19 protein-coding genes and 1 tRNA gene are annotated in these 17,622 nt (G+C 69.3%); 9 read left to right on the top strand and 11 right to left on the bottom strand.

All coding sequences use genetic code 11. From position 1 onward, the window contains the following. Positions 1–21: 21 nt before the first annotated feature. The gene (locus WI697_RS13335) at positions 22–891 is read right to left on the bottom strand and encodes an RluA family pseudouridine synthase (RefSeq protein ID WP_062761934.1); all 870 of its coding nucleotides are present in this window, start codon (positions 889–891) and stop codon (positions 22–24) included. 138 nt (positions 892–1,029) lie between these two features. Here WI697_RS13335 and WI697_RS13330 point away from each other — a divergent pair, with 138 nt between their 5' ends. Continuing rightward, complete coding sequence (locus WI697_RS13330; RefSeq protein ID WP_014746551.1) at positions 1,030–1,398, top strand: RidA family protein; 369 nt, start codon at positions 1,030–1,032, stop codon at positions 1,396–1,398. A 24-nt stretch (positions 1,399–1,422) separates the two neighbouring features. Further along, positions 1,423–1,887, top strand: coding sequence for an NUDIX hydrolase (locus WI697_RS13325; RefSeq protein ID WP_062761933.1), 465 nt, complete (start codon positions 1,423–1,425; stop codon positions 1,885–1,887). A gap of 31 nt (positions 1,888–1,918) precedes the next feature. Here the strand turns inward: WI697_RS13325 and WI697_RS13320 are convergent, their stop codons facing one another. Together WI697_RS13320 and WI697_RS13315 are read right to left on the bottom strand one after the other, a co-directional pair. Continuing rightward, positions 1,919–3,115, bottom strand: coding sequence for an aromatic ring-hydroxylating oxygenase subunit alpha (locus tag WI697_RS13320; RefSeq protein WP_345958802.1), 1,197 nt, complete (start codon positions 3,113–3,115; stop codon positions 1,919–1,921). After that, entirely contained in the window at positions 3,081–3,782 is a 702-nt protein-coding gene (locus WI697_RS13315) for a TetR/AcrR family transcriptional regulator (protein WP_345958801.1), read from the bottom strand. Before WI697_RS13315 ends, WI697_RS13320 begins: the two co-directional genes overlap by 35 nt. Before the next feature lie 383 nt (positions 3,783–4,165). On the opposite strand from WI697_RS13315, the gene WI697_RS13310 reads away from it, so the two are divergent. The 6 genes from WI697_RS13310 to WI697_RS13285 all read left to right on the top strand — a co-directional run bounded on the left by WI697_RS13310 (position 4,166) and on the right by WI697_RS13285 (position 9,797). Further along, the gene (locus tag WI697_RS13310) at positions 4,166–5,224 is read left to right on the top strand and encodes an NAD-dependent epimerase/dehydratase family protein (protein WP_345958800.1); all 1,059 of its coding nucleotides are present in this window, start codon (positions 4,166–4,168) and stop codon (positions 5,222–5,224) included. A gap of 7 nt (positions 5,225–5,231) precedes the next feature. After that, entirely contained in the window at positions 5,232–5,798 is a 567-nt protein-coding gene (rfbC, locus tag WI697_RS13305; RefSeq protein WP_345958799.1) for a dTDP-4-dehydrorhamnose 3,5-epimerase, read from the top strand. Then, the gene (locus WI697_RS13300) at positions 5,795–6,739 is read left to right on the top strand and encodes an NAD-dependent epimerase/dehydratase family protein (RefSeq protein WP_345958798.1); all 945 of its coding nucleotides are present in this window, start codon (positions 5,795–5,797) and stop codon (positions 6,737–6,739) included. Before rfbC ends, WI697_RS13300 begins: the two co-directional genes overlap by 4 nt. Positions 6,740–6,819: 80 nt before the next feature. Further along, positions 6,820–7,947, top strand: coding sequence for an NAD(P)/FAD-dependent oxidoreductase (locus WI697_RS13295; RefSeq protein ID WP_345958797.1), 1,128 nt, complete (start codon positions 6,820–6,822; stop codon positions 7,945–7,947). Between the two features lie 29 nt (positions 7,948–7,976). Then, positions 7,977–8,780 carry an enoyl-CoA hydratase/isomerase family protein gene (locus WI697_RS13290; protein ID WP_345958796.1) on the top strand — a complete coding sequence of 268 codons (804 nt, stop codon included), beginning with the start codon at positions 7,977–7,979 and terminating at the stop codon, positions 8,778–8,780. A gap of 90 nt (positions 8,781–8,870) precedes the next feature. Further along, the gene (locus WI697_RS13285; protein ID WP_345958795.1) at positions 8,871–9,797 is read left to right on the top strand and encodes an HNH endonuclease; all 927 of its coding nucleotides are present in this window, start codon (positions 8,871–8,873) and stop codon (positions 9,795–9,797) included. Here the strand turns inward: WI697_RS13285 and WI697_RS13280 are convergent. The 6 genes from WI697_RS13280 to pip all read right to left on the bottom strand — a co-directional run bounded on the left by WI697_RS13280 (position 9,697) and on the right by pip (position 14,806). Next, positions 9,697–10,377, bottom strand: a complete 681-nt coding sequence (locus WI697_RS13280) for a class I SAM-dependent methyltransferase (RefSeq protein ID WP_345958794.1) — start codon at positions 10,375–10,377, stop codon at positions 9,697–9,699. The two genes, WI697_RS13285 and WI697_RS13280, sit on opposite strands and share 101 nt — an antisense overlap. Then, positions 10,364–11,128, bottom strand: a complete 765-nt coding sequence (locus tag WI697_RS13275) for a PIG-L deacetylase family protein (RefSeq protein ID WP_345958793.1) — start codon at positions 11,126–11,128, stop codon at positions 10,364–10,366. Before WI697_RS13275 ends, WI697_RS13280 begins: the two co-directional genes overlap by 14 nt. Continuing rightward, positions 11,125–12,294 (bottom strand): acyl-CoA dehydrogenase, encoded by a 1,170-nt coding sequence (locus WI697_RS13270; protein WP_345958792.1) that lies wholly within the window; start codon positions 12,292–12,294, stop codon positions 11,125–11,127. Before WI697_RS13270 ends, WI697_RS13275 begins: the two co-directional genes overlap by 4 nt. Further along, positions 12,291–13,403 (bottom strand): glycosyltransferase, encoded by a 1,113-nt coding sequence (locus WI697_RS13265; RefSeq protein WP_345958791.1) that lies wholly within the window; start codon positions 13,401–13,403, stop codon positions 12,291–12,293. The genes WI697_RS13270 and WI697_RS13265 overlap by 4 nt, the downstream gene beginning before the upstream one ends. 174 nt (positions 13,404–13,577) lie before the next feature. Then, a tRNA-Arg gene (locus tag WI697_RS13260) sits at positions 13,578–13,654 on the bottom strand. A gap of 132 nt (positions 13,655–13,786) precedes the next feature. Then, positions 13,787–14,806, bottom strand: coding sequence for a prolyl aminopeptidase (pip, locus tag WI697_RS13255; RefSeq protein WP_345958790.1), 1,020 nt, complete (start codon positions 14,804–14,806; stop codon positions 13,787–13,789). Between the two features lie 257 nt (positions 14,807–15,063). Between pip and WI697_RS13250 the strand changes: the two genes are divergently transcribed. Next, complete coding sequence (locus WI697_RS13250) at positions 15,064–16,581, top strand: M48 family metalloprotease (RefSeq protein ID WP_345958789.1); 1,518 nt, start codon at positions 15,064–15,066, stop codon at positions 16,579–16,581. Positions 16,582–16,594: 13 nt separating this feature from the next. On the opposite strand, the gene WI697_RS13245 is transcribed toward WI697_RS13250, so the two are convergent. Both WI697_RS13245 and WI697_RS13240 read right to left on the bottom strand, forming a co-directional pair. After that, on the bottom strand, positions 16,595–17,074 hold the full coding sequence (locus tag WI697_RS13245; RefSeq protein ID WP_345958788.1) for a PaaI family thioesterase: 480 nt from the start codon (positions 17,072–17,074) through the stop codon (positions 16,595–16,597). Between the two features lie 17 nt (positions 17,075–17,091). Continuing rightward, positions 17,092–17,526: a PaaI family thioesterase gene (locus WI697_RS13240; RefSeq protein WP_345958787.1), complete on the bottom strand. Its 435-nt coding sequence runs from the start codon at positions 17,524–17,526 to the stop codon at positions 17,092–17,094. Positions 17,527–17,622: the final 96 nt, after the last annotated feature.

Here is a 17,622-nt window from a genome sequence, read left to right as displayed (position 1 = left end):
CGGAATACGAGACGGGGCCGTTCAGCGGCCGCCGAAACCGCCGCGGCCGGAACCGGGGCCGCGCGGCGCCTCGAAGCCGCGACCGCGGCGGCTCTTCAGCTTCTCCACCGGCTCTTCATCGGCAGGCGCCGTCTCGGCAGCCGCCAGTGCCTCGGCGCGCTGACGGCGGGCGAAGGCATCCTCGGCGGCCCCGTCCATGCCGACCTCTTCCAGCGCCCGGCGCATATGGCCCGGCACCGGCGCCACCGCCTCGACCGGCGGCTGATCGGGGTAGAGCGGCAGGGTGATCGCCCGGGCATGGAGCAGCATCGGTCCCAGCTTCGTGCGCATCTCGTCGGCGAAGGCGTCACCCACGCCCTCGGCATAGACCGGGTCGCCGACCAGCGGGCAACCCAGATGAGCCATGTGCACGCGGATCTGGTGGGTGCGGCCGGTGCGCGGGCGGCATTCGATCCAGGCCCGGCCGCCGGCCTGGCCCAGCACCCGCCAGTCGGTCACCGCCGCCTGCCCTGCGGGATCGACCACCATTTTCCATCCCCGGCCGGGGGTACGCTTGGCCAGCGGCGCATCGACCCGCCCCTCCGGCGCCTTCGGCACGCCGTCGGTTACGGCCCAATAGACCTTTTCGACCCGCCCGCCCTGGAACATCCGGCCAAGCCTGGCCAGCGCCCGGCGATTGCGCCCCAGAACCAGACAGCCGCTGGTGTCGCGATCCAGCCGGTGGGCCAGCGACGGCTGCTCCTTGTAGCCGAAGCGCAGCGCGTCGAGGTAAAGCTCCAGATTGGGCCCGCCGCGCGGGCCGGCATGGACCGGCAGCCCGGCGGGTTTGTCGATGATCACCACCAGACGATCGCGGTGGAGCACGCGGGCGCGGATTTCCGTGGGGGTCATGGGCGGCGCGGGCTCCGGAAGCTTGGCGGCGGGACGGCCTCACTGGTACACCTATCCCGGGCCGGGCGGAACCCCCATCCGGCCCCCGTCATTCCACTGCCTCTCCCCGCAGGCGGGAGACTTCCAGGAGCCGATCCCATGACCGACGCCACCAACCCCGATATCCGCCGCATCGACACCGGTCCGCGGATGAGCGACGCGGTCGTCTACAACGGCATGGTCTGGCTGGCCGGCCAGGTCGGCACGCCCGGCAAGAGCGTCGCCGAGCAGACCGCCGACGCGCTGGCCGAGGTCGACGCCCTGCTGGAGAAGGCCGGCAGCGACCGCAGCCGCATCCTTCAGGCGATCATCTGGCTGGCCGACATGGCCGATTTCGCCGAGATGAACGCGGTCTGGGACAAGTGGGTCGTGCCCGGCCATACCCCCGCCCGCGCCACCGGCGAGGCGAAGCTGGCCGCGCCGGAATACCGGGTCGAGGTGATCGTCACCGCGGCCGTGAAGCCCTGAAGCCGTGAAACCCTGATCAGGCCGATGACCGCACGCCGCCGCCGCCCGGCCGCCCGGCTCTTCGTCGTCGACGGGGACGGGCGGATCCTGCTCTTCCGCTTCACCTTCCTGTCGGGCCCCACGGCCGGCCAGGGCTGCTGGGCCACGCCCGGCGGCGGGGTGGAGCCGGGCGAGAGCTTCGAGCAGGCGGCCGTGCGCGAGCTGTACGAAGAGGTGGGGCTGGTGGTCGACCACCCCGGCCCCGCCGTCTTCGAACACGAGGTCGAGCTGCGGATGAGCGATGGCGAGATCGTGCTCGCAGAAGAGCGCTTCTTCCTGATCCGCCTGTCGGGCCGCCATACCCTGGTCCGGGACAACTGGACCGAGCTGGAACGCCGGGTGCTGGCGGACCACCGCTGGTGGCACCCGGCCGAACTGATCCATGCCGACGCGCCGGTCTATCCGGCCGACATCCCCGGGCTTCTCAGGGCGGCCGGCCTCACCCTCTGAGCCTCACCCCCTGAGTCTCACCCTCTGAGCCTCACCCTCTGAGTCTGGCCAGTTCCGCCTCCAGCTGATCGTGGAAACGGGCGGCGGCGAATTCATAGCCGCCGAAAAGCAGGGTGTCGTTGGCGCCGGAGGCGAGCGTCGACCAGGTGGATTCCGCCAGCGCGTAATCCTCGCCCAGCGCCGCGCGATAGATCTCGACATTGCGCGCCCAATGCCGGGCGGCCTTTTCAGTGTCCGGGGCCGCCGGAATCAGCGCCACCTCGCGCAGCACGCATTGCCCCGGCCCCGCCGGCTCCACCCGGGTCACCTGGGCGTGATCGGGCTGGACCAGGATCAGGGTGTTGGGGAAGACGAAATAGAAGATGTTGCCCCAGTCACGGGTGACGAAGCTTTCGGCCGCCGGCGGATCTGCCGGATCCAGCCCCGCCTTGACCAGATAGAGCCGCCGGTTCAGGCCGAACTCGTCGATGACCTGAAGGTTGTCGGCGAACATGGGCGCGATCGTGTCCCGATGGGCGATCTTGAAGTGATAGGCCTCGAACGAGCCGTCGAGCACCAGCTTCCAGTCGCAGGCGAGCGGCAGATCGCGCGGGGCATGGGGAACATGGCTTGCAAAGCCCAGCGCCTCCAGATCGTCGGCGACCCCGGAGAGCAGCGGATCGACCGGCCGATCGGCGAGGCCCGGATCGGTCACCACCCAGATCAGCCCGGCCCGCTCGGCCACCGCAAGCCGGACCAGCCCGCGGCCGGCACGGTCCAGGTCCGGAAAGCCATAGGCCTTGGGCAGCGCCTTGAGCGCGCCGTCGGTGCCGTAGGTCCAGGCGTGATAGGGGCAGGTGAAACTGCGCCGGCCGGCACCGCAGCCGTCGGCCGCCAGGCGCACGCCCCGATGGCGGCAGGCATTGATGAAGGCATTCACCCGGCCCGTCTGGTCGCGCACCAGCAGCACCGGCACGCCCGAGATGTCGCGGGCGATCCAGTCGCCGGGCTCCGTCATCTCACCGGCCGCGGCGGCCACCTGCGGGAAGCGTCGGATCAGCCGCTGCTCCTGCGCCAGCCGTGCCGGATCGGCATAGCGTGCGACCGGGTTTGCGAACTGCGCCGCCGGCATCTCGGGCCGGCCGGCCGCCAGGCCGGCACAGGCGCGGCGCAGCAGCTCCAGCCGGTCGGCAATGTCGTGGCCGGGCGACGGATCAGCCGGCAGGGTGCCGGCGGGGGTCAGACTCATGGGCGCGTCCTCCGGAAAACAATGCCGTCCGGGCCGCGGCGGCGATCGCCGCAACGAAGCCGGCATCCTCGGCCAGTACGGCATCTTCCGGCCGCATCTGGGCAAAAGTGGGCCTGACCGCCAGGCCATAGGCGAAGGCGCCGAGCAGCAGGGTCAGCGGCACCACCGCGGGCCCGCGCGCCACCAGCCCCGCCGCCTGCCCCGCCGAGATCTCGTCGCACATCCGCGTGACATAGGGCTTGAGCGGCAGATGGCGGGCGCGGCCGACCCGGTCGACATTGTCCAGCAGCTCGCGCAGCACCAGCCGCGCCGCCGCCGGCCGGTCGGCCGTCCACCGGGCCTGAACCCCGATCATCGCCGTCAGACGATCACCCGGGTCGGCGCCGGCGGCATCGAGCGCCGCCACCAGCAGCCCGTCCGCCTCTGCCGCCACCCGCTCCAGCACCGCCGCGTACAGCCGCGCCTTGCTGGGGAAATGATGCAGCAACCCGGCATTACCCAGGCCGCAGGCACGGGCAAGGGCCGCCACGCCGATGCCGTGAAAGCCATGCTCGGCGAAGGCCGCCTCGGCGGCCTCGATCAGCCGGGCGCGGGTGTCCTCGCCACGTTCGCGACGGGACTGGACAGAGGGCTCGACGGTGTCGGCGAGGGCGGGGCTGTGTGTCATAGCACCATTTAACCAACCGATCGGTCGGTCTGTAAAGGTGTATGACAGAAAGATGCCCCAGGACCCGGGCCACTGATCTGCGTACTCCCGTGCTCGCCGCCAGCAGGCGGCGCAGCCGCATCAAGGCTCTCCACCGGGCACGGGTAAGCCGTCAACACCCCGTTTGCGGTGCGGAAGGTCCCTGGATCGACGGCTGATTTTCTTGTATGAACCGACGATGGTTTGAACTGCGTTGCCCATGGGATTTCCGACGTCAAATCGCCTGGGCGACATCTCACTTCAGCCGGCACCACGCCCCGGCGGCTGGCTCGACGGCCGTGCCATAGTTCTGTCGGTCATCTGGCGTACTGACGTACCGATCAGGAAAAAGGACCCTTCGACGTATGAAGATCGTGATCACGGGGAACCAGGGATATGTCGGCCCGATCGTGGGCCGTCACCTGCGCCGCGCCTACCCCGATGCCGTTCTGGTCGGCTACGACAGCGCCCTCTTCGCTCATGCCTATTCGGGTGCGGTTCATGCGCCCGAGCGCGTGCTGAATGCGCAGATCTTCGGCGATGTCCGTGACGTGCCGGCGGAGGTCTTCGAAGGGGCCGATGCGGTCGTGCATCTCGCCGCAGTCTCGAACGATCCGATGGGCAACAAGTTCGAGTCGGTGACCACCGACATCAATCAGGAAGCCAGCATCGCGATTGCGGCCAAGGCCCGCGATGCCGGTGTGAAGAATTACGTCTTCGCGTCCAGCTGCAGCGTCTATGGTTTCGCACCGGGCGGCGCCCGCAAGGAAACCGACGAGCTGGCGCCCCAGACCGCCTATGCCCGTTCCAAGGTCGGTACCGAGAAGGCCCTGGCGGCGATGGATCGTGGCGACATGACCGTCACCTGCCTGCGCTTTGCCACCGCCTGCGGCATGTCCGATCGCCTGCGGCTGGATCTCGTGCTCAACGATTTCGTCGCCTGTGCGATCACCAAGCGCGAGATCACGGTTCTGTCTGACGGCAGCCCCTGGCGCCCGCTGATCGACGTCCGGGACATGGCACGTGCCATCGACTGGGCCGCAACGCGGCACGCCGACAACGGTGGCGCCTTCCTCATCGTGAATGCAGGGTCGGACCAGTGGAACTATCAGGTGCGCGATCTGGCCGAAGCCGTCGCACGCCATGTTCCGGGCACCTCGGTCAGCATCAACAAGGATGCGCAGCCGGACAAGCGTTCCTACAAGGTCGATTTCTCGCTCTTCCGCAGCCTGGCACCTGATCACCAGCCGCAGGTGACCCTGGACCAGTCGATCGAGCTGCTGCGGGACGGTCTGGAGCGCATGGGCTTCGCGGATGCCGATTTCCGCAACTCCCCCTATATGCGCCTCAAGATGCTCGAAAGCCACATCTCCTCGGGCGCGCTGTCGAACGACCTGCGCTGGCTCACCACCAACTTCGAGTGATCGCACCATGATCTTCCACGAGACTCCCGTCGACGGCGTGCGTGTGATCGAACCGGAACGCCGGGGCGATGACCGTGGTTTCTTTGCCCGTGTCTATTGCGAGCGTGAGTTCGCAGAGGCAGGCCTTGTGAACCATTACGTTCAGGTCAACAACTCGCTTTCCGCCAAGAAGGGCACCCTGCGCGGGATGCACTATCAGCTGGCCCCCTCGTCCGAGGTCAAGCTGGTCCGGTGTGTGCGCGGCGCCCTTTGGGATGCGGTTCTTGACCTGCGTCCGGACTCCCCGACCTTCGGCAAGTGGTTCGGTGCCGAACTGACGGCCGAGAACCGGCTGATGATGTACGTGCCGCGCGGCTTCGCTCATGGCTTCGTCACGCTGACCGAGGATACCGAGGCCTTCTATCTGGTGAGCGACTTCTATGCGCCCCAGGAGGAACGCGGCATCCGCTGGAATGATCCGCGCTTCGGCATCGAGTGGCCCGTGGAGCCGACTGAGATCTCCGCAAAGGACGCCGCCTGGCCGGATTTTGACCCCGAGTATCACGGGGTCGAGCGTTTCAGGGGGATCAAATGAAGATCCTCCTCACCGGGGCGAGTTCCTTCAGCGGCATGTGGATCGCCGAGAAGCTTGCCGCAGCGGGGCATGAGGTGGTGGCGCCGCTGCGGTCGGCGCCCGCCGCCTATGACGGGCTTCGGGGCATCCGGGCGGCACGTGTGGCCGCTGTCGCGGAAATCGTGCCCGGCATCTCGTTCGGTGACGATGGCTTCATCGATCTCGTCAAAGGCCGCGACTTCGATGTGCTCGTTCATCACGCGGCACGCGTGACCGACTATCGCAGCCTGGATTTCGACGTGACCGGTGCCGTGGCCGACAACACGCACCGTCTTCGTCAGGTCCTCGAGGTTATGAGTGGCCGCGGCCTGAAGGCCGTGGTCGCAACCGGCAGCGTTTTTGAAAACGATGCCGGTGCCGGCAACGAGCCCCGGGAAGCCTTCTCCCCCTACGGGCTGTCGAAGGCACTCACCTACCAGATGATCCGCTTCTGGTGCGGCCGGCTCGGCATCCGGCTGGGCAAGTTCATGATCGCGAACCCCTTCGGCCCCTACGAAGAACCGCGGTTCTGCAACTACCTGCTCAAGACCTGGGTGAAGGGCGATGTGGCCGGTGTGAATACGCCGCGCTACCTGCGCGACAACATCCATGTCGATCTGATGGCGCTGGCGTATACCGACTTCGTCGAAACCATGGCGTCTTCGCAGGTCGACCGGATCTACGGTCCCATGGGCTATGTCGAAACCCAGGGTGCCTTCGCTGAACGGTTCGCTGCCCGGATGCGCGAGCGGCTGGGCCTTGCCTGCGGCCTTTCTCTGGCCGAGCAGACCGACTTCAGCGAACCGCTGGCGCGGGTCAACACCTGCCACATCGATCCGGCGGCCCTCGGCTGGTCGGAAAGCCTGGCCTGGGACGGGCTTGCTGCCTACTATCGCGAACAGTTCGGCCTCGCAGCGAACTGATGCACATACGCCGCGCCGCCGACGATGTATCGAACGGACGAGCCCGCCGCACCGGCGGGCCATCGAACGGGTGAGTTTTCATGTCGCATGATTTCGACACGATCATCGTCGGCGCCGGTGTCGTCGGCCTGGCCGTTGCCCGGCTGATGGCCGAGACCGGTCGCAGCGTCCTTGTCGTCGACCGTCAGGATGGCATCGGCCGCGAGACCAGTTCCCGCAACAGCGAAGTCATCCACGCCGGCATCTATTACCCCAAGGGCAGCCGTAAGGCCCGGTTCTGTACCCGCGGGCGCCGGATGCTCTACGCCTATGCCGCTGAACGCGGCATTCCGCACGCGAAATGCGGCAAGCTGATCATTGCGACCAATGATGACGAGACCGGTGTCCTCGACAGCCTGCAGGAGCGGGGGCGGGCAAATGATGTCGAGGGTCTGCATCTGATCGGTCGCGAAGCGGTGGCGCGGCTGGAACCCGACGTCACGGCCGTGGCGGCACTGGTCTCGCCCGAAACCGGCGTTGCCGACAGTCACGCTTTCATGCTCGCCCTTCAGGGGGACGCATCGAATGCCGGTGCCGAATTCATCTTCCACGCCCCCGTGACCGGTGGCGCCGTGCTGGATGGTGGCGGCTATGCGCTGCACATCGGCGGCATTCACGACACCACTGTCTCCTGTCGCGAACTGATCGTTTCGGCGGGTCTCGGCACCAATCCTTTCCTTGAAGCCGTGTCCGGGCTGTCGCCGCGTGCGATCCGCCCGATGTATTTCGCCAAGGGCCACTATTTCCGGCTGGCCGGGCGGTCGCCCTTCCAGCGACTGGTTTATCCCGTGCCGGTCAAGGGGGGACTTGGAACCCACGTCACCGTCGACCTCGGCAAGCAGGCACGGTTTGGTCCGGACGTGTGCTGGATCGACGGCATTGACTACCAGTTCGACGAAAGCCGCCGGGACGCCTTCTTCCAGTCGATCCGCCGCTGGTACCCCGCCATCCGGCTTGATGCCCTGGTACCTGACTACACCGGCATCCGTCCGAAGCTGGTCCCGGCAGGCCAGCCCGACGGCGATTTTGAAATCGACGGCGTCGACCGCCACGGCCATGAAGGCCTGGTCGTGCTCTACGGGATCGAATCTCCCGGGCTGACATCCTCACTCGCCATCGCGGAAGCGACTTTCGGCCTGATGGAGCCCGCAGCACGCGCAGCCGAGTGATACCCGACCGCCCCCGACCGGAACGCCCCATGTCCATTGTCTCCAGCTACCGGTCTTCGACCGGCGCCGTCACCATCACCACCGAGGGCGCGATCGCTACGGTGCGCTTTGCGCGGCCGGACCGGCGGGTGAACCCGCTTTCGCCCGCCCTGCTCCACGATCTGGCGGATGCCGCCCGCCATCTGGCCCGGCGACCGGATATCTCCGTCGCCATCCTGACCGGATCCGATACCGCCTTCTGTGGCGGCTTCGACCTCAAGGATGACGGTGTCGCAGCCCTTGCCGAGGCCTCGGACGAAGCCCTGGCCGAACTCGTCGCCCGGGCAGGCGGCGAGGCGGTCGAGGCCTGGACATCGACCCCGCCGGTCACGATCGCGGCGGTCGAAGGCTATGCCCTGGGCGGCGGGCTGGTGATGGCGCTGTCCTGCGATTTCCGGGTGGCGCGCAGCGGCGCCCTCTTCGGCCTGCCCGAAATCGACCGCGGCATCACGCCCGGCTGGGGCTGCCTGCCTCGGCTTGTCGCCACCATCGGCCTGCAGCCGGCCCGCCGGATGGCGATCCTGGGCGAACGGCTGACGGCGGAGCAGGCGGCACCGCTCGGCCTGGTCGACCGCATCGCCGACGGCGCGACCCCGGCCCTCGATCTCGCCCGGGCCATGGCGGCCGAGCTTGCCGCCAAGCCGGCAACGCCGCTCAGGATGAACAAGCGCATGCTGAATGCCAGCGCCATCGCCCCTCTGACCCCGGCCTCGCTGGTCGATGTCGACCAGTTCACCGGGTCGGCACGGGGAGCGGCCTTCCGCACCGAGCGCGCCCGCTTCGCCGGCGGCTGAGGGGGCCTGGTCGAACCGCCACCTGCTGCTGTATCCTTGCCGCATTCACAACTTTCAATGGTTGATGCGACAGGGAGAACCCGGCGGGTCATGGTCAAGGCGGTGTTCACGACCAGAGTGTCGCCGAGCTATGACGACCTGCCCGAGCGCTATTACCATTTCCCACGCAGCTATCTGCGTCAGGTCGAGGCGGCGCTCGGCGACTGGATCGTCTATTACGAACCCCGCCGGCGTTCGGCCGATCCCGGCAGCCGCGGCGGCCGGCAGGCCTATTTCGCCATCGCCCGGGTGGCCGGGATCGAACCCGACCCGGTCCGGCCCGATCACTTCTACGCCCGGATCGACGGCTATCTCGATCTCGAACACCCCGTCCCCTTTCGGGCGGGCCCGGGCGACACCTATGAACGCAGCCTGACGCGACAGGATGGCGGCACCAGCAAAGGCGCATTCGGCCGTGCGGTGCGCAATCTGTCGGATGCGGAATTCGATCGCATCGTTACCGCCGGCTTCGGCCGGCTGATCGGCCCACCGGTGACCATCTCGCCGGCGGCCGCACCCTTCGACGGCTTCGGCGAGGCGCCGGCCGTTTTCGAGGATGTGCCGACCCCGCCCCGCCCGATGATCGAGCGCCTGGTCACCCGCCCCTTCCGCGACCGCGCCTTCGCGGATGTCGTGCGCCGCGCCTATGGCCGGCGCTGTGCAATGACCGGCCTTGCCCTTGTCGATGCCGACGGTCTGGGCGAGGCCGAGGCCGCCCATATCCGGCCGGTCGCCGATGACGGGCCGGATTCGGTGCGCAATGGCCTGGCCCTGACCGGCACGCTGCACTGGATGTTCGATCACGGTCTGGTCTCGGTGGACGAGGATCACAGCCTGCTGCTCGATCGGGGCCGGGTGCCGGACACGATCCTGCGGATCATCCATCCCGACCGGCGTCTGGTGGTGCCGGATATCCCGGATCTCCGGCCGCATCCGGAATTTCTGCGCTATCACCGCAGGGAGATCTTTCGCGGCTGAGCCGCCCGGACCGAGATGCCAGATCGATCCGATAGCCGGTACCGCCCCCGGTCGCGTGATCCAGGGGGCCGGCATGGGCGGCCAGCCGGGCCAGAAACAGCCGTGCCGCTTCCTCCCCCTGCAGCGCCTCTCCCGTCGGCCCCAGCCAGTTCACCAGCAGACAATATCCATCCGCTGGCCAGAGCCCGGCGATCCGGGCCGCAAGCCGGTCGATTTCGGCCGCGGTCAGGAAATAGAGCACCTCGGACAGAATGATCAGATCGGCGGCAAGCTCCGGCCAGCCTTCCGGCAGCTCCGCCCGCAGGAAGGCCACATTCGGCCGGTCGGCACAGCGGCGGGCGGCGATCTCCAGCGCCACGCCGGACACATCGATCCCGATCACCCGATCCGCGGTGGTCGAAAGCAGCCGCGTCAACTCGCCGATCGAACAGCCCGCCTCGATCGCGACCCGCCAGCGCCGCGTCGGCAGCGCGGCCAGGCTGGCGCGGTATTTTCCGCGTTCATAGGGGCGATCCCGGAACCCCCAGGGATCGGGGTCGCTGGCGTAGAGCCGGTCGAAGCGCCGCTCACGCCCGGACATGAGCGCCGCCGTATACGGATCCGATGAACAGCTCCGGCGTCTGCAGGAAATGCCGGCGGGTCTCCGGCGCCATCACGAAACCGTCCGGATCGTCGGCGATCAGCCGGGTGACCTGCGATCTGTGACAGCGGATGGCCGCCTGTTTGGCCTGGCGGAAGCCTCTGTCATCGAACCGGTAAAGCCGGTCCGGCGGCGCAACTGCGGTGTCGGTGAAGCGGCCCCAGACCGGAAACCGCCAGAACCGCACCCCGGGCAGCGCAGCCGCCACCCGGGCCCCGAGCACCGCAGTGCGGCGATGATCGACATGCGGATCCCCGTCCCAGGTGGTCCAGAGCGCGCCGATGCGCGCCAGGCGGGCCAGGGCGACCACCCGTCTGCAGGCCTTGGCCATATCCGCACCATCGGCCGGCGCTCCCTGGTCGGCGAAACCGAGGTGGATGATCCGGTGACGGCTGCGGCCGGCCAGGCAGCGGAGCGCTGCCCGGAGTTCGGCCTGCCGCAATTGCGCCAGCACGGCCGGTGGCCAGCGGCGCGAGGCGGGGTGGGACCGGGTGCCGTCGGTCACCGCCACCACGACAACCGGCAATCCGGCAGCGGCAGCGGCAGCGAGGGCCGCACCGCAGCCGAAGGTCTCGTCGTCGGGATGGGGGGCCAGAACCATCACCGGGCGGCCGCCGGTGAGCCTGCGGAGATCGATCATGGGCGCCCCCGGGGCCGCGCGCAGCACCCGGCCACGGGCAAGCGGCGTCACCACAGCCCGCCCTCGCGCGCGGCGCGGCCGGCCAGCGCCCGGCCGGCCGCGACCAGACGGGCATCGGGGGCCGCCTGCCGGATGAACAGCGACAGGTCGCGGCGCAGGCGCTCCACCGGCTGATCGGTCATATGGGCATCGGTGCCGAGGGCCGCCTCGGACAGTCGCAGCACCTCGACACAGACCTCTTCGACCAGCTGGCGGGCCAGCAGCGCATCGGTGACCGCTGCGTCGATACGGGCCGCGGATGCGGAGGTGTCCGCCCCGGCCGCTTCAACCGCCAGCGCCACCACCTCCAGCCGCGAGACCGCTGCCTGAACCAGCCCCACCGCCCGCGCAAGGCGGGCAAGCTGAAACGGATCGTCAAGTCGCCGCCGCGCGTTCAGCCGGCGACGCCAGGCCTCGATCAGCGCCTGGGCACCGCCCAGATGGGCGGCGCAATAGCGCCAGATCCCGCCGTCGAAATGGGGCGGGCGCTGATAGTCGCCGGGCCCGCCGAGCAGCGCGCCCGGCCCGGCCTCAAGCCCGGTGAAATCGTGCCGCCCCGATGCCGTCGCCCGCATGCCAGCCGCCCGCCAGTCCTGGCGCCGGTGCCGGCGACGGTCCATGACCGGCAGCAGCGCCAGACGCGTGGCCGTCTCCTGCCCCAGGCGGAAGGTCACCACTGCCTGCGTGACCAGGCCCAGCCCGGACGCGAAGCGTTTGGCCCCGGTGAAGCCCAGCCGGTGCGGGGCATCCGCGGCGGCAGACGGCGCGGCCGTCAGTGGCGGCTGATCATCGGCCCCCCAGACGCCGAGCAGGCCGCCGGCCCGCACCCCGGCCGCCATCTCCGCGATCTGCGCCGGGCCGCCATGCAGCGTCACCAGCTTCACCGCATCGATATGCCCCTCGACCAGCCGCGCGACCGGCAGGCTGGCGCGCCCCAGGCGAAGCAGCAGGTCGAACGCCATCCGGGTGGCCTGCGGGTCGCGGCCGAGCCCCAGGCCGAACCCGCCTTCCACGGGCGGCAGACAGGCCGTGAAGACCCCCAACTCCCGCAGACGGCCGATCTCGGGCCCCAGATCCCGGCCTTCACGATCCGCGGCAGCCGCCCCCGCCTCGATGGCGGCCAAAGCCTGGGACAGCTGGGCGCGGGAGAGCGCCTCCGTTGCCACCTCTGCCGTCATGGCATCTCCTGAAACAGGCGGTCGGCATGTTCTTCGTCGCCCTCCGGCCGCAGCGCCCGACAGGCTGCCACCAGCCTTGGCAGGCCGGCCGCCACATCGCTCAGCCGCATGCGCCGGCGGGCAAGATGGGGGTGCTGTGCCTCGACCGCCGCCCAGACAGCCCCGAAGCCGGCCGCGCGATCCGGCAGACGACCCTCGAAACCGCTCCACCGCAGCAGCGGCGCCGGATCGATATCCGCAGCCAGAAGCCGGCGCACCCGCGCCCGCAGGGCGGCCCGCAACCACAGCATGCCCAGCGGCTCGAAATCCTCGTCGGCCGGATGATCCCCCGCCACCAGGCCGGCGGCCAGGGTATCGGCCAGTCCGCCGGCCGCACGCCCGGTCAGCCGGCACGAGGTCACCACCCGCACGGCAGGATCGTGACGCACCGGCAGGCCATGGGCGCGGATCCGGCGGGCAAAGGCACGGTCCTCGGCATGCGATACGGCCGGCAGGCCGCCCACGCGGTCCCAGGCCCGGGCGGTGACGGCCAGGCTGGCCCCGCCGACCTCGCCATGAGAGGGCCAGGGGTCGTGCGGGTCCGGGTCCAGCCGCGCCACCAGTTCAGCCGCATGACGGCGCCAGCGCGCCTGCAAGCGGTAGCGCGCGGTGATTGTCGGCGGCAGGCGGTTGAATTCGGTCGGATCAAAGGCGAGGCGCCCACAGACCAGCGCCGCCCCCTTGCCGAGAGCGGCAAGATTGGCCCGCACCCAGTCCGGATCCGGTCGGGTATCGGCATCGGTGGTGAGCAGCACGCCATCTTCCCCGACCCTGGCGCGCGCCAGATCGAGCGCCTGCCGCCGGGCAGCCCCGGCATGGGCCAGATCCCGCGGCAGGCGGCACGACACCACGTCGACCGGTATGTCGGAGATCATGGGCAGGTCGGGGGTCATGGGCAGATCGGGCCGGGCAGCCCACGACATCGCACGCGCCGCCGTGTCGTCGACGGAATTGTTGACCAGCACCAGGATCCGCCCCCGGACGGGCCAGGCACGGGAAGCCGCCTGCGCGCAGGCCTCCAGGCATCCGGTGATCCGTGCGGCCTCGTCCCGCGCGGGGATGGCAATCACATAGGCGGCATCCTGTCGCCGGGGCGGGACCGACGACGCCCCGCCATCCGCATCCTCTCCATCCTGCACACCGCGCACCGGCACCCCTCCGTCAGCTGTGACCAGGGCACCGGTGATCCGGCACCGGAAACGACAACCGGCGAGGAGCGATTTGGTTCAGATGCAGGGCAGGAATGGCGTCCCCGGCAGGATTCGAACCTGCGACCCCAGGATTAGGAATCCTGTGCTCTATCCTGCTGAGCTACGGGGACACCGGGCGCCTCCGGGCGGGCGGGAGCGGGGCTCCGGCGGGCCGGGACGGGCGGCTGCCCTTAGGTAGCACGAAATCCCGGTGGCACGAAAGCCCCGTCGGACCAGGCGGTGGCGCGTGATGGTCGGGCGGGTCAGAAGCTGCGGGGGTGGAGGCCGGCCTGCAACATCCGGCCCATGCGATCCGCGGCCGCGACCAGGGCGCGGCGGGTGCCGGGTTCGAAGGCCGAATGGCCGGCATCGGCGATCATCTCCAGCATCGCCGAGGGCCCCAGATGACGGGCGAGCGCGACGGCGGTGGCCGGGGGGCAGATGACGTCATAGCGGCCCTGGACGATGTGCACCGGCAGCCGCCTGAGCCGCGGGTCGGCATCGATCCGGTCGAGCAGCGGCCGGTCGGCCAGGAAACAGCGATGGGCGAAGTAATGGGCTTCAAGCCGCGACACCGCCAGCATGGCGCGGTCTTCGTCGGCGCGGCCGGCGGCGGCAGCGGCGCCGGGGGCCAGCTGCGATACCGGCCTCAGGGTCGCACAGGCCCCCTCATAGCCCGACCAGGCGCGTGCCGCCGGCAGGTGGATGCGCGGATCCGGGTCCATCAGCAGCGGCAGATAGCCGGCCAGCGGATCACCCCGCGCACTGTCGGGCAGATGCCCCAGGAAGACATCCCGGGCCTCGGGGAAGAACCGCCCCATCTCGTGGAGGAACCAGGCGACCTCGTCGTCGGTGCCGAGGAAGATGCCGCGCAGGATCAGCCCGGTCACCCGCTCGGGATGGGTGGTGGCATAGGCAAGAGCCAGGGTCGACCCCCAGGAGCCGCCGAAGACCGCCCAGCGATCGATCCCCAGATGGCGGCGCAGACGCTCGATATCCTCGACCAGATGATCGGTGGTGTTGGCCCGGGTCTCGCCATGGGGGGTCGATCGGCCGCAGCCGCGCTGATCGAACAGAACCGCCCGCCAGATCCGCGGATCGAAGAAGCGGCGATGGGCGGGTTCCGTGCCGGTGCCCGGCCCCCCGTGGAGGAAGACCACCGGGACGCCGTCGGGCCGGCCACAGGCTTCCCAGGCGAGAACGTGCCCATCGCCCACATCCAGACGGCCACGTGCATCGGGTTCAATCGGCGGATGGAGATCGCGGGGTGCGGCATCCATCATCGGCGGGTCTCCACTGGCATCGGCGGCCTTCCGCAGGTTCGGCGACTGTATCGCCACCCGAAGTGTGGCCGATCCCTTATGGGGCACGCAAGCGCAGCCGTGAGACCCAAGGCGCTGCGCCGCGTCATGTCGCAGCCTTGTCACGCCTGCACGGGTTGCCTGATCCGGCCCCAGCCGCCATCTTTGTCTCGGCCAGCCGCGTCGTCTTCCGGCTTCTGCCGTTCAACAGCTCCCGATCCTTCACGAGGCCGAGCCCCATGCCCGCAGCACCCGTGATCGCCCCCGCCTCCGACCGCGATCCGTATCCCGCCCGCCGGTCCCGTCGGATGCATGGCCTGCGTCGGCTGATCGGCGCGGCGGTCATCGGCGTGATGGCGGCCGGCTGCGCCGGCGGCCCCGCCAGCAGCCAGGGCTTCAACCTGATCGGCGACGAGCAGGCCTCTCAGATGGGTGCTGAAGAACACCCGAAGCTGGTGAAGGCCTTCGGCGGCGAATACAAGGACGAAAAGCTGCAGCGCTATGTTGAGGATATCGGCTTCCGGCTGATGGCGGTGACCGAGATGAAGGATCAGCCCTTCACCTTCACCATCATCGACAGCCCGATCGTGAATGCCTTCGCCCTGCCCGGCGGCTATGTCCACGTCACCCGCGGCCTGATCGCCCTGGCCCATGACGAGGCGGAGCTGGCTGGCGTGATGGCGCATGAAATCGGTCACGTGACCGCCCGGCATTCGGCCCAGCGCATGAGCACCGGCATGATCGCCCAGGTCGGCGCCGGGTTGCTGGGGGCGGTTCTGGGCAGCAGCACGGTGGCCAACATCGCCAATATGGGCGCGCAGGTCTATCTGCAGTCCTATAGCCGCGACCAGGAATTCGAGGCCGACGAACGGGGCACGCGCTATCTTCAGGCCGCCGGCTACGACCCCGGTGCGATGGCGAGTTTCCTGCAGCGGCTGAACGACTATTCCGGCTACGAGGCGAAGCTGCGCGGCCAGGACAACCCGGCCGAGCAGTTCAACCTGATGGCCTCGCATCCGCGGACGCCCGACCGGGTGGCCCGCGCCGTGCAGCTGGCGGGTGGCGCCACGGGCGTGCGGCCGGTGGAGCCCCAGCTGGAGGCCATCGACGGCATGGTCTATGGCTCGTCGCGTGCGCAGGGCGTGATCAACGGCCGCAGCTTCAAGCATCCCGAGCTGCGGTTCGCCTTTGAGGCCCCGCCCTCTTACGCGATCATCAACAGCGACGAGAACATCACCGGCTACGGTCCGGAGGGTGCCCGCTTCGTCTTCGACATGGCCCGCGCGCCGCGCAACATGGCATTGACGGACGTGCTGGCCCGCAGCGCCGCCGAGGGCCAGCCGCGCCTGCAGAATGTCGAACGCATCACGGTGAACGGCATGGACGGTGCCACCGGTGTCGCCCGGGTGCGGGATCGCAGCGGCACGACGCTTGAGGTCCGGCCCATCATCCTGCGCGCCGATGCCGACACGGTCTATCGGGTTCAGTTGATCACGCCGGTCGACGTGCTGCCGAAGGTGCAGGAGGATCTGCGGCGCTTCACCTACAGCTTCCACAGGTTGACCGAAGCCGAGGCCAGGGCGGTGAAGCCACTGCGCCTCGACGTCGTCACGGTCAAGCGCGGCGACACGGTCGACAGCCTGGTGAAGCGCATGGCGCTGAACGAGGATCCGGAAGGTCTGTTCCGCCTGCTCAACGGCCTGAAGCCCGGGGAGACGCCCGAGCCCGGAACCAGGGTGCGCCTGGTCGTCCAGTAATGTACGCCTGAGATCAGGATCGGGGCCGGAGATCCACCCGCCGGGTGGAGACCAGTCCGGTCGCGACCGGGCCGGTATCATCCACCCGGCCATCGGCATCCCGCAGGAACAGCTCGGCTGAGGCGACACCGATCCGGCCGCCGCCATCGATCACCCGGCCGATGGCTCTGAGCCCGGCCGCCCTGGCGGGGCGCAGCAGCTTGACCGTGTAGTCTAGCGTCATCAACGCCTCCGACGGCCCGAGCAGGGTGGCATTGGCCGAGGCGCCGGCGAAATCGACCAGCGCCCCCAGGATGCCGCCCTGGAACAACCCCTGATGCTCGCCCAGTTCCGGCCGGAAGGGCAGGTCCAGCACGACATGGCCGGGGGCGACGTCCAGAAAATCGAAGCCGAGCAGCCGGGCCGCAGGCATGGACAGCACGAAGGCCCGCAGGCGTGCGCCCGCGTCGATGGTGCCAGGGTCAATGGTGCCAGGGGCGACGGTGTCGGACATGGGCGACGTCTCCGGGATCAGCTGCGCGGCGGCGCGACGTGGAAGGTGGCGGCAGCCTGGGCGATGACCGCATCATCGGCCAGGATCAGCGCCCGGGCGAAGGCCAGCGTCTGCCCGGTCCGGATCATCTCGGGCCGGATCTCCAGCCACTGGCCGATGCGCCCGGCCCCCATGAAGTCGACCGAGAGGTTCACGGTCACCAGCCCGCCGGACTCGGGCCGGTGGAGCCAGCAAGTCAGCCCCATGGCATTGTCGGCAAGCGCCGAAATCAGCCCGCCATGGGCAAGACCGCGCGAATTGGTATGCGCCTCGGCCAGATACAGCCCCAGCTGAAACGCCGTATCGCTCCGCCTGGCCCAGATCGGCCGCCAGGGATCGGTGACCGGGCTGCGGCGATCGTGCAATACGAAGCCTTCGGGGATGGGCGGGTCGCCGGCCGGTTCAGCCGTCATGGATCTTCTCCGTCGGTACAGGGCGCAAACAACATCGGATCGCCTGGAAGACTATCACCGCCCGGCAGCGGGCGCCCGGGGCAATCCGCCCAATAA

Origin of the sequence: Tistrella mobilis, assembly GCF_039634785.1 — a bacterium.
GTDB classification, from domain to species: domain Bacteria; phylum Pseudomonadota; class Alphaproteobacteria; order Tistrellales; family Tistrellaceae; genus Tistrella; species Tistrella mobilis.
Note: the sequence above shows the minus strand (reverse complement) of the source record. Positions and strands in the feature narration are given on the sequence as shown.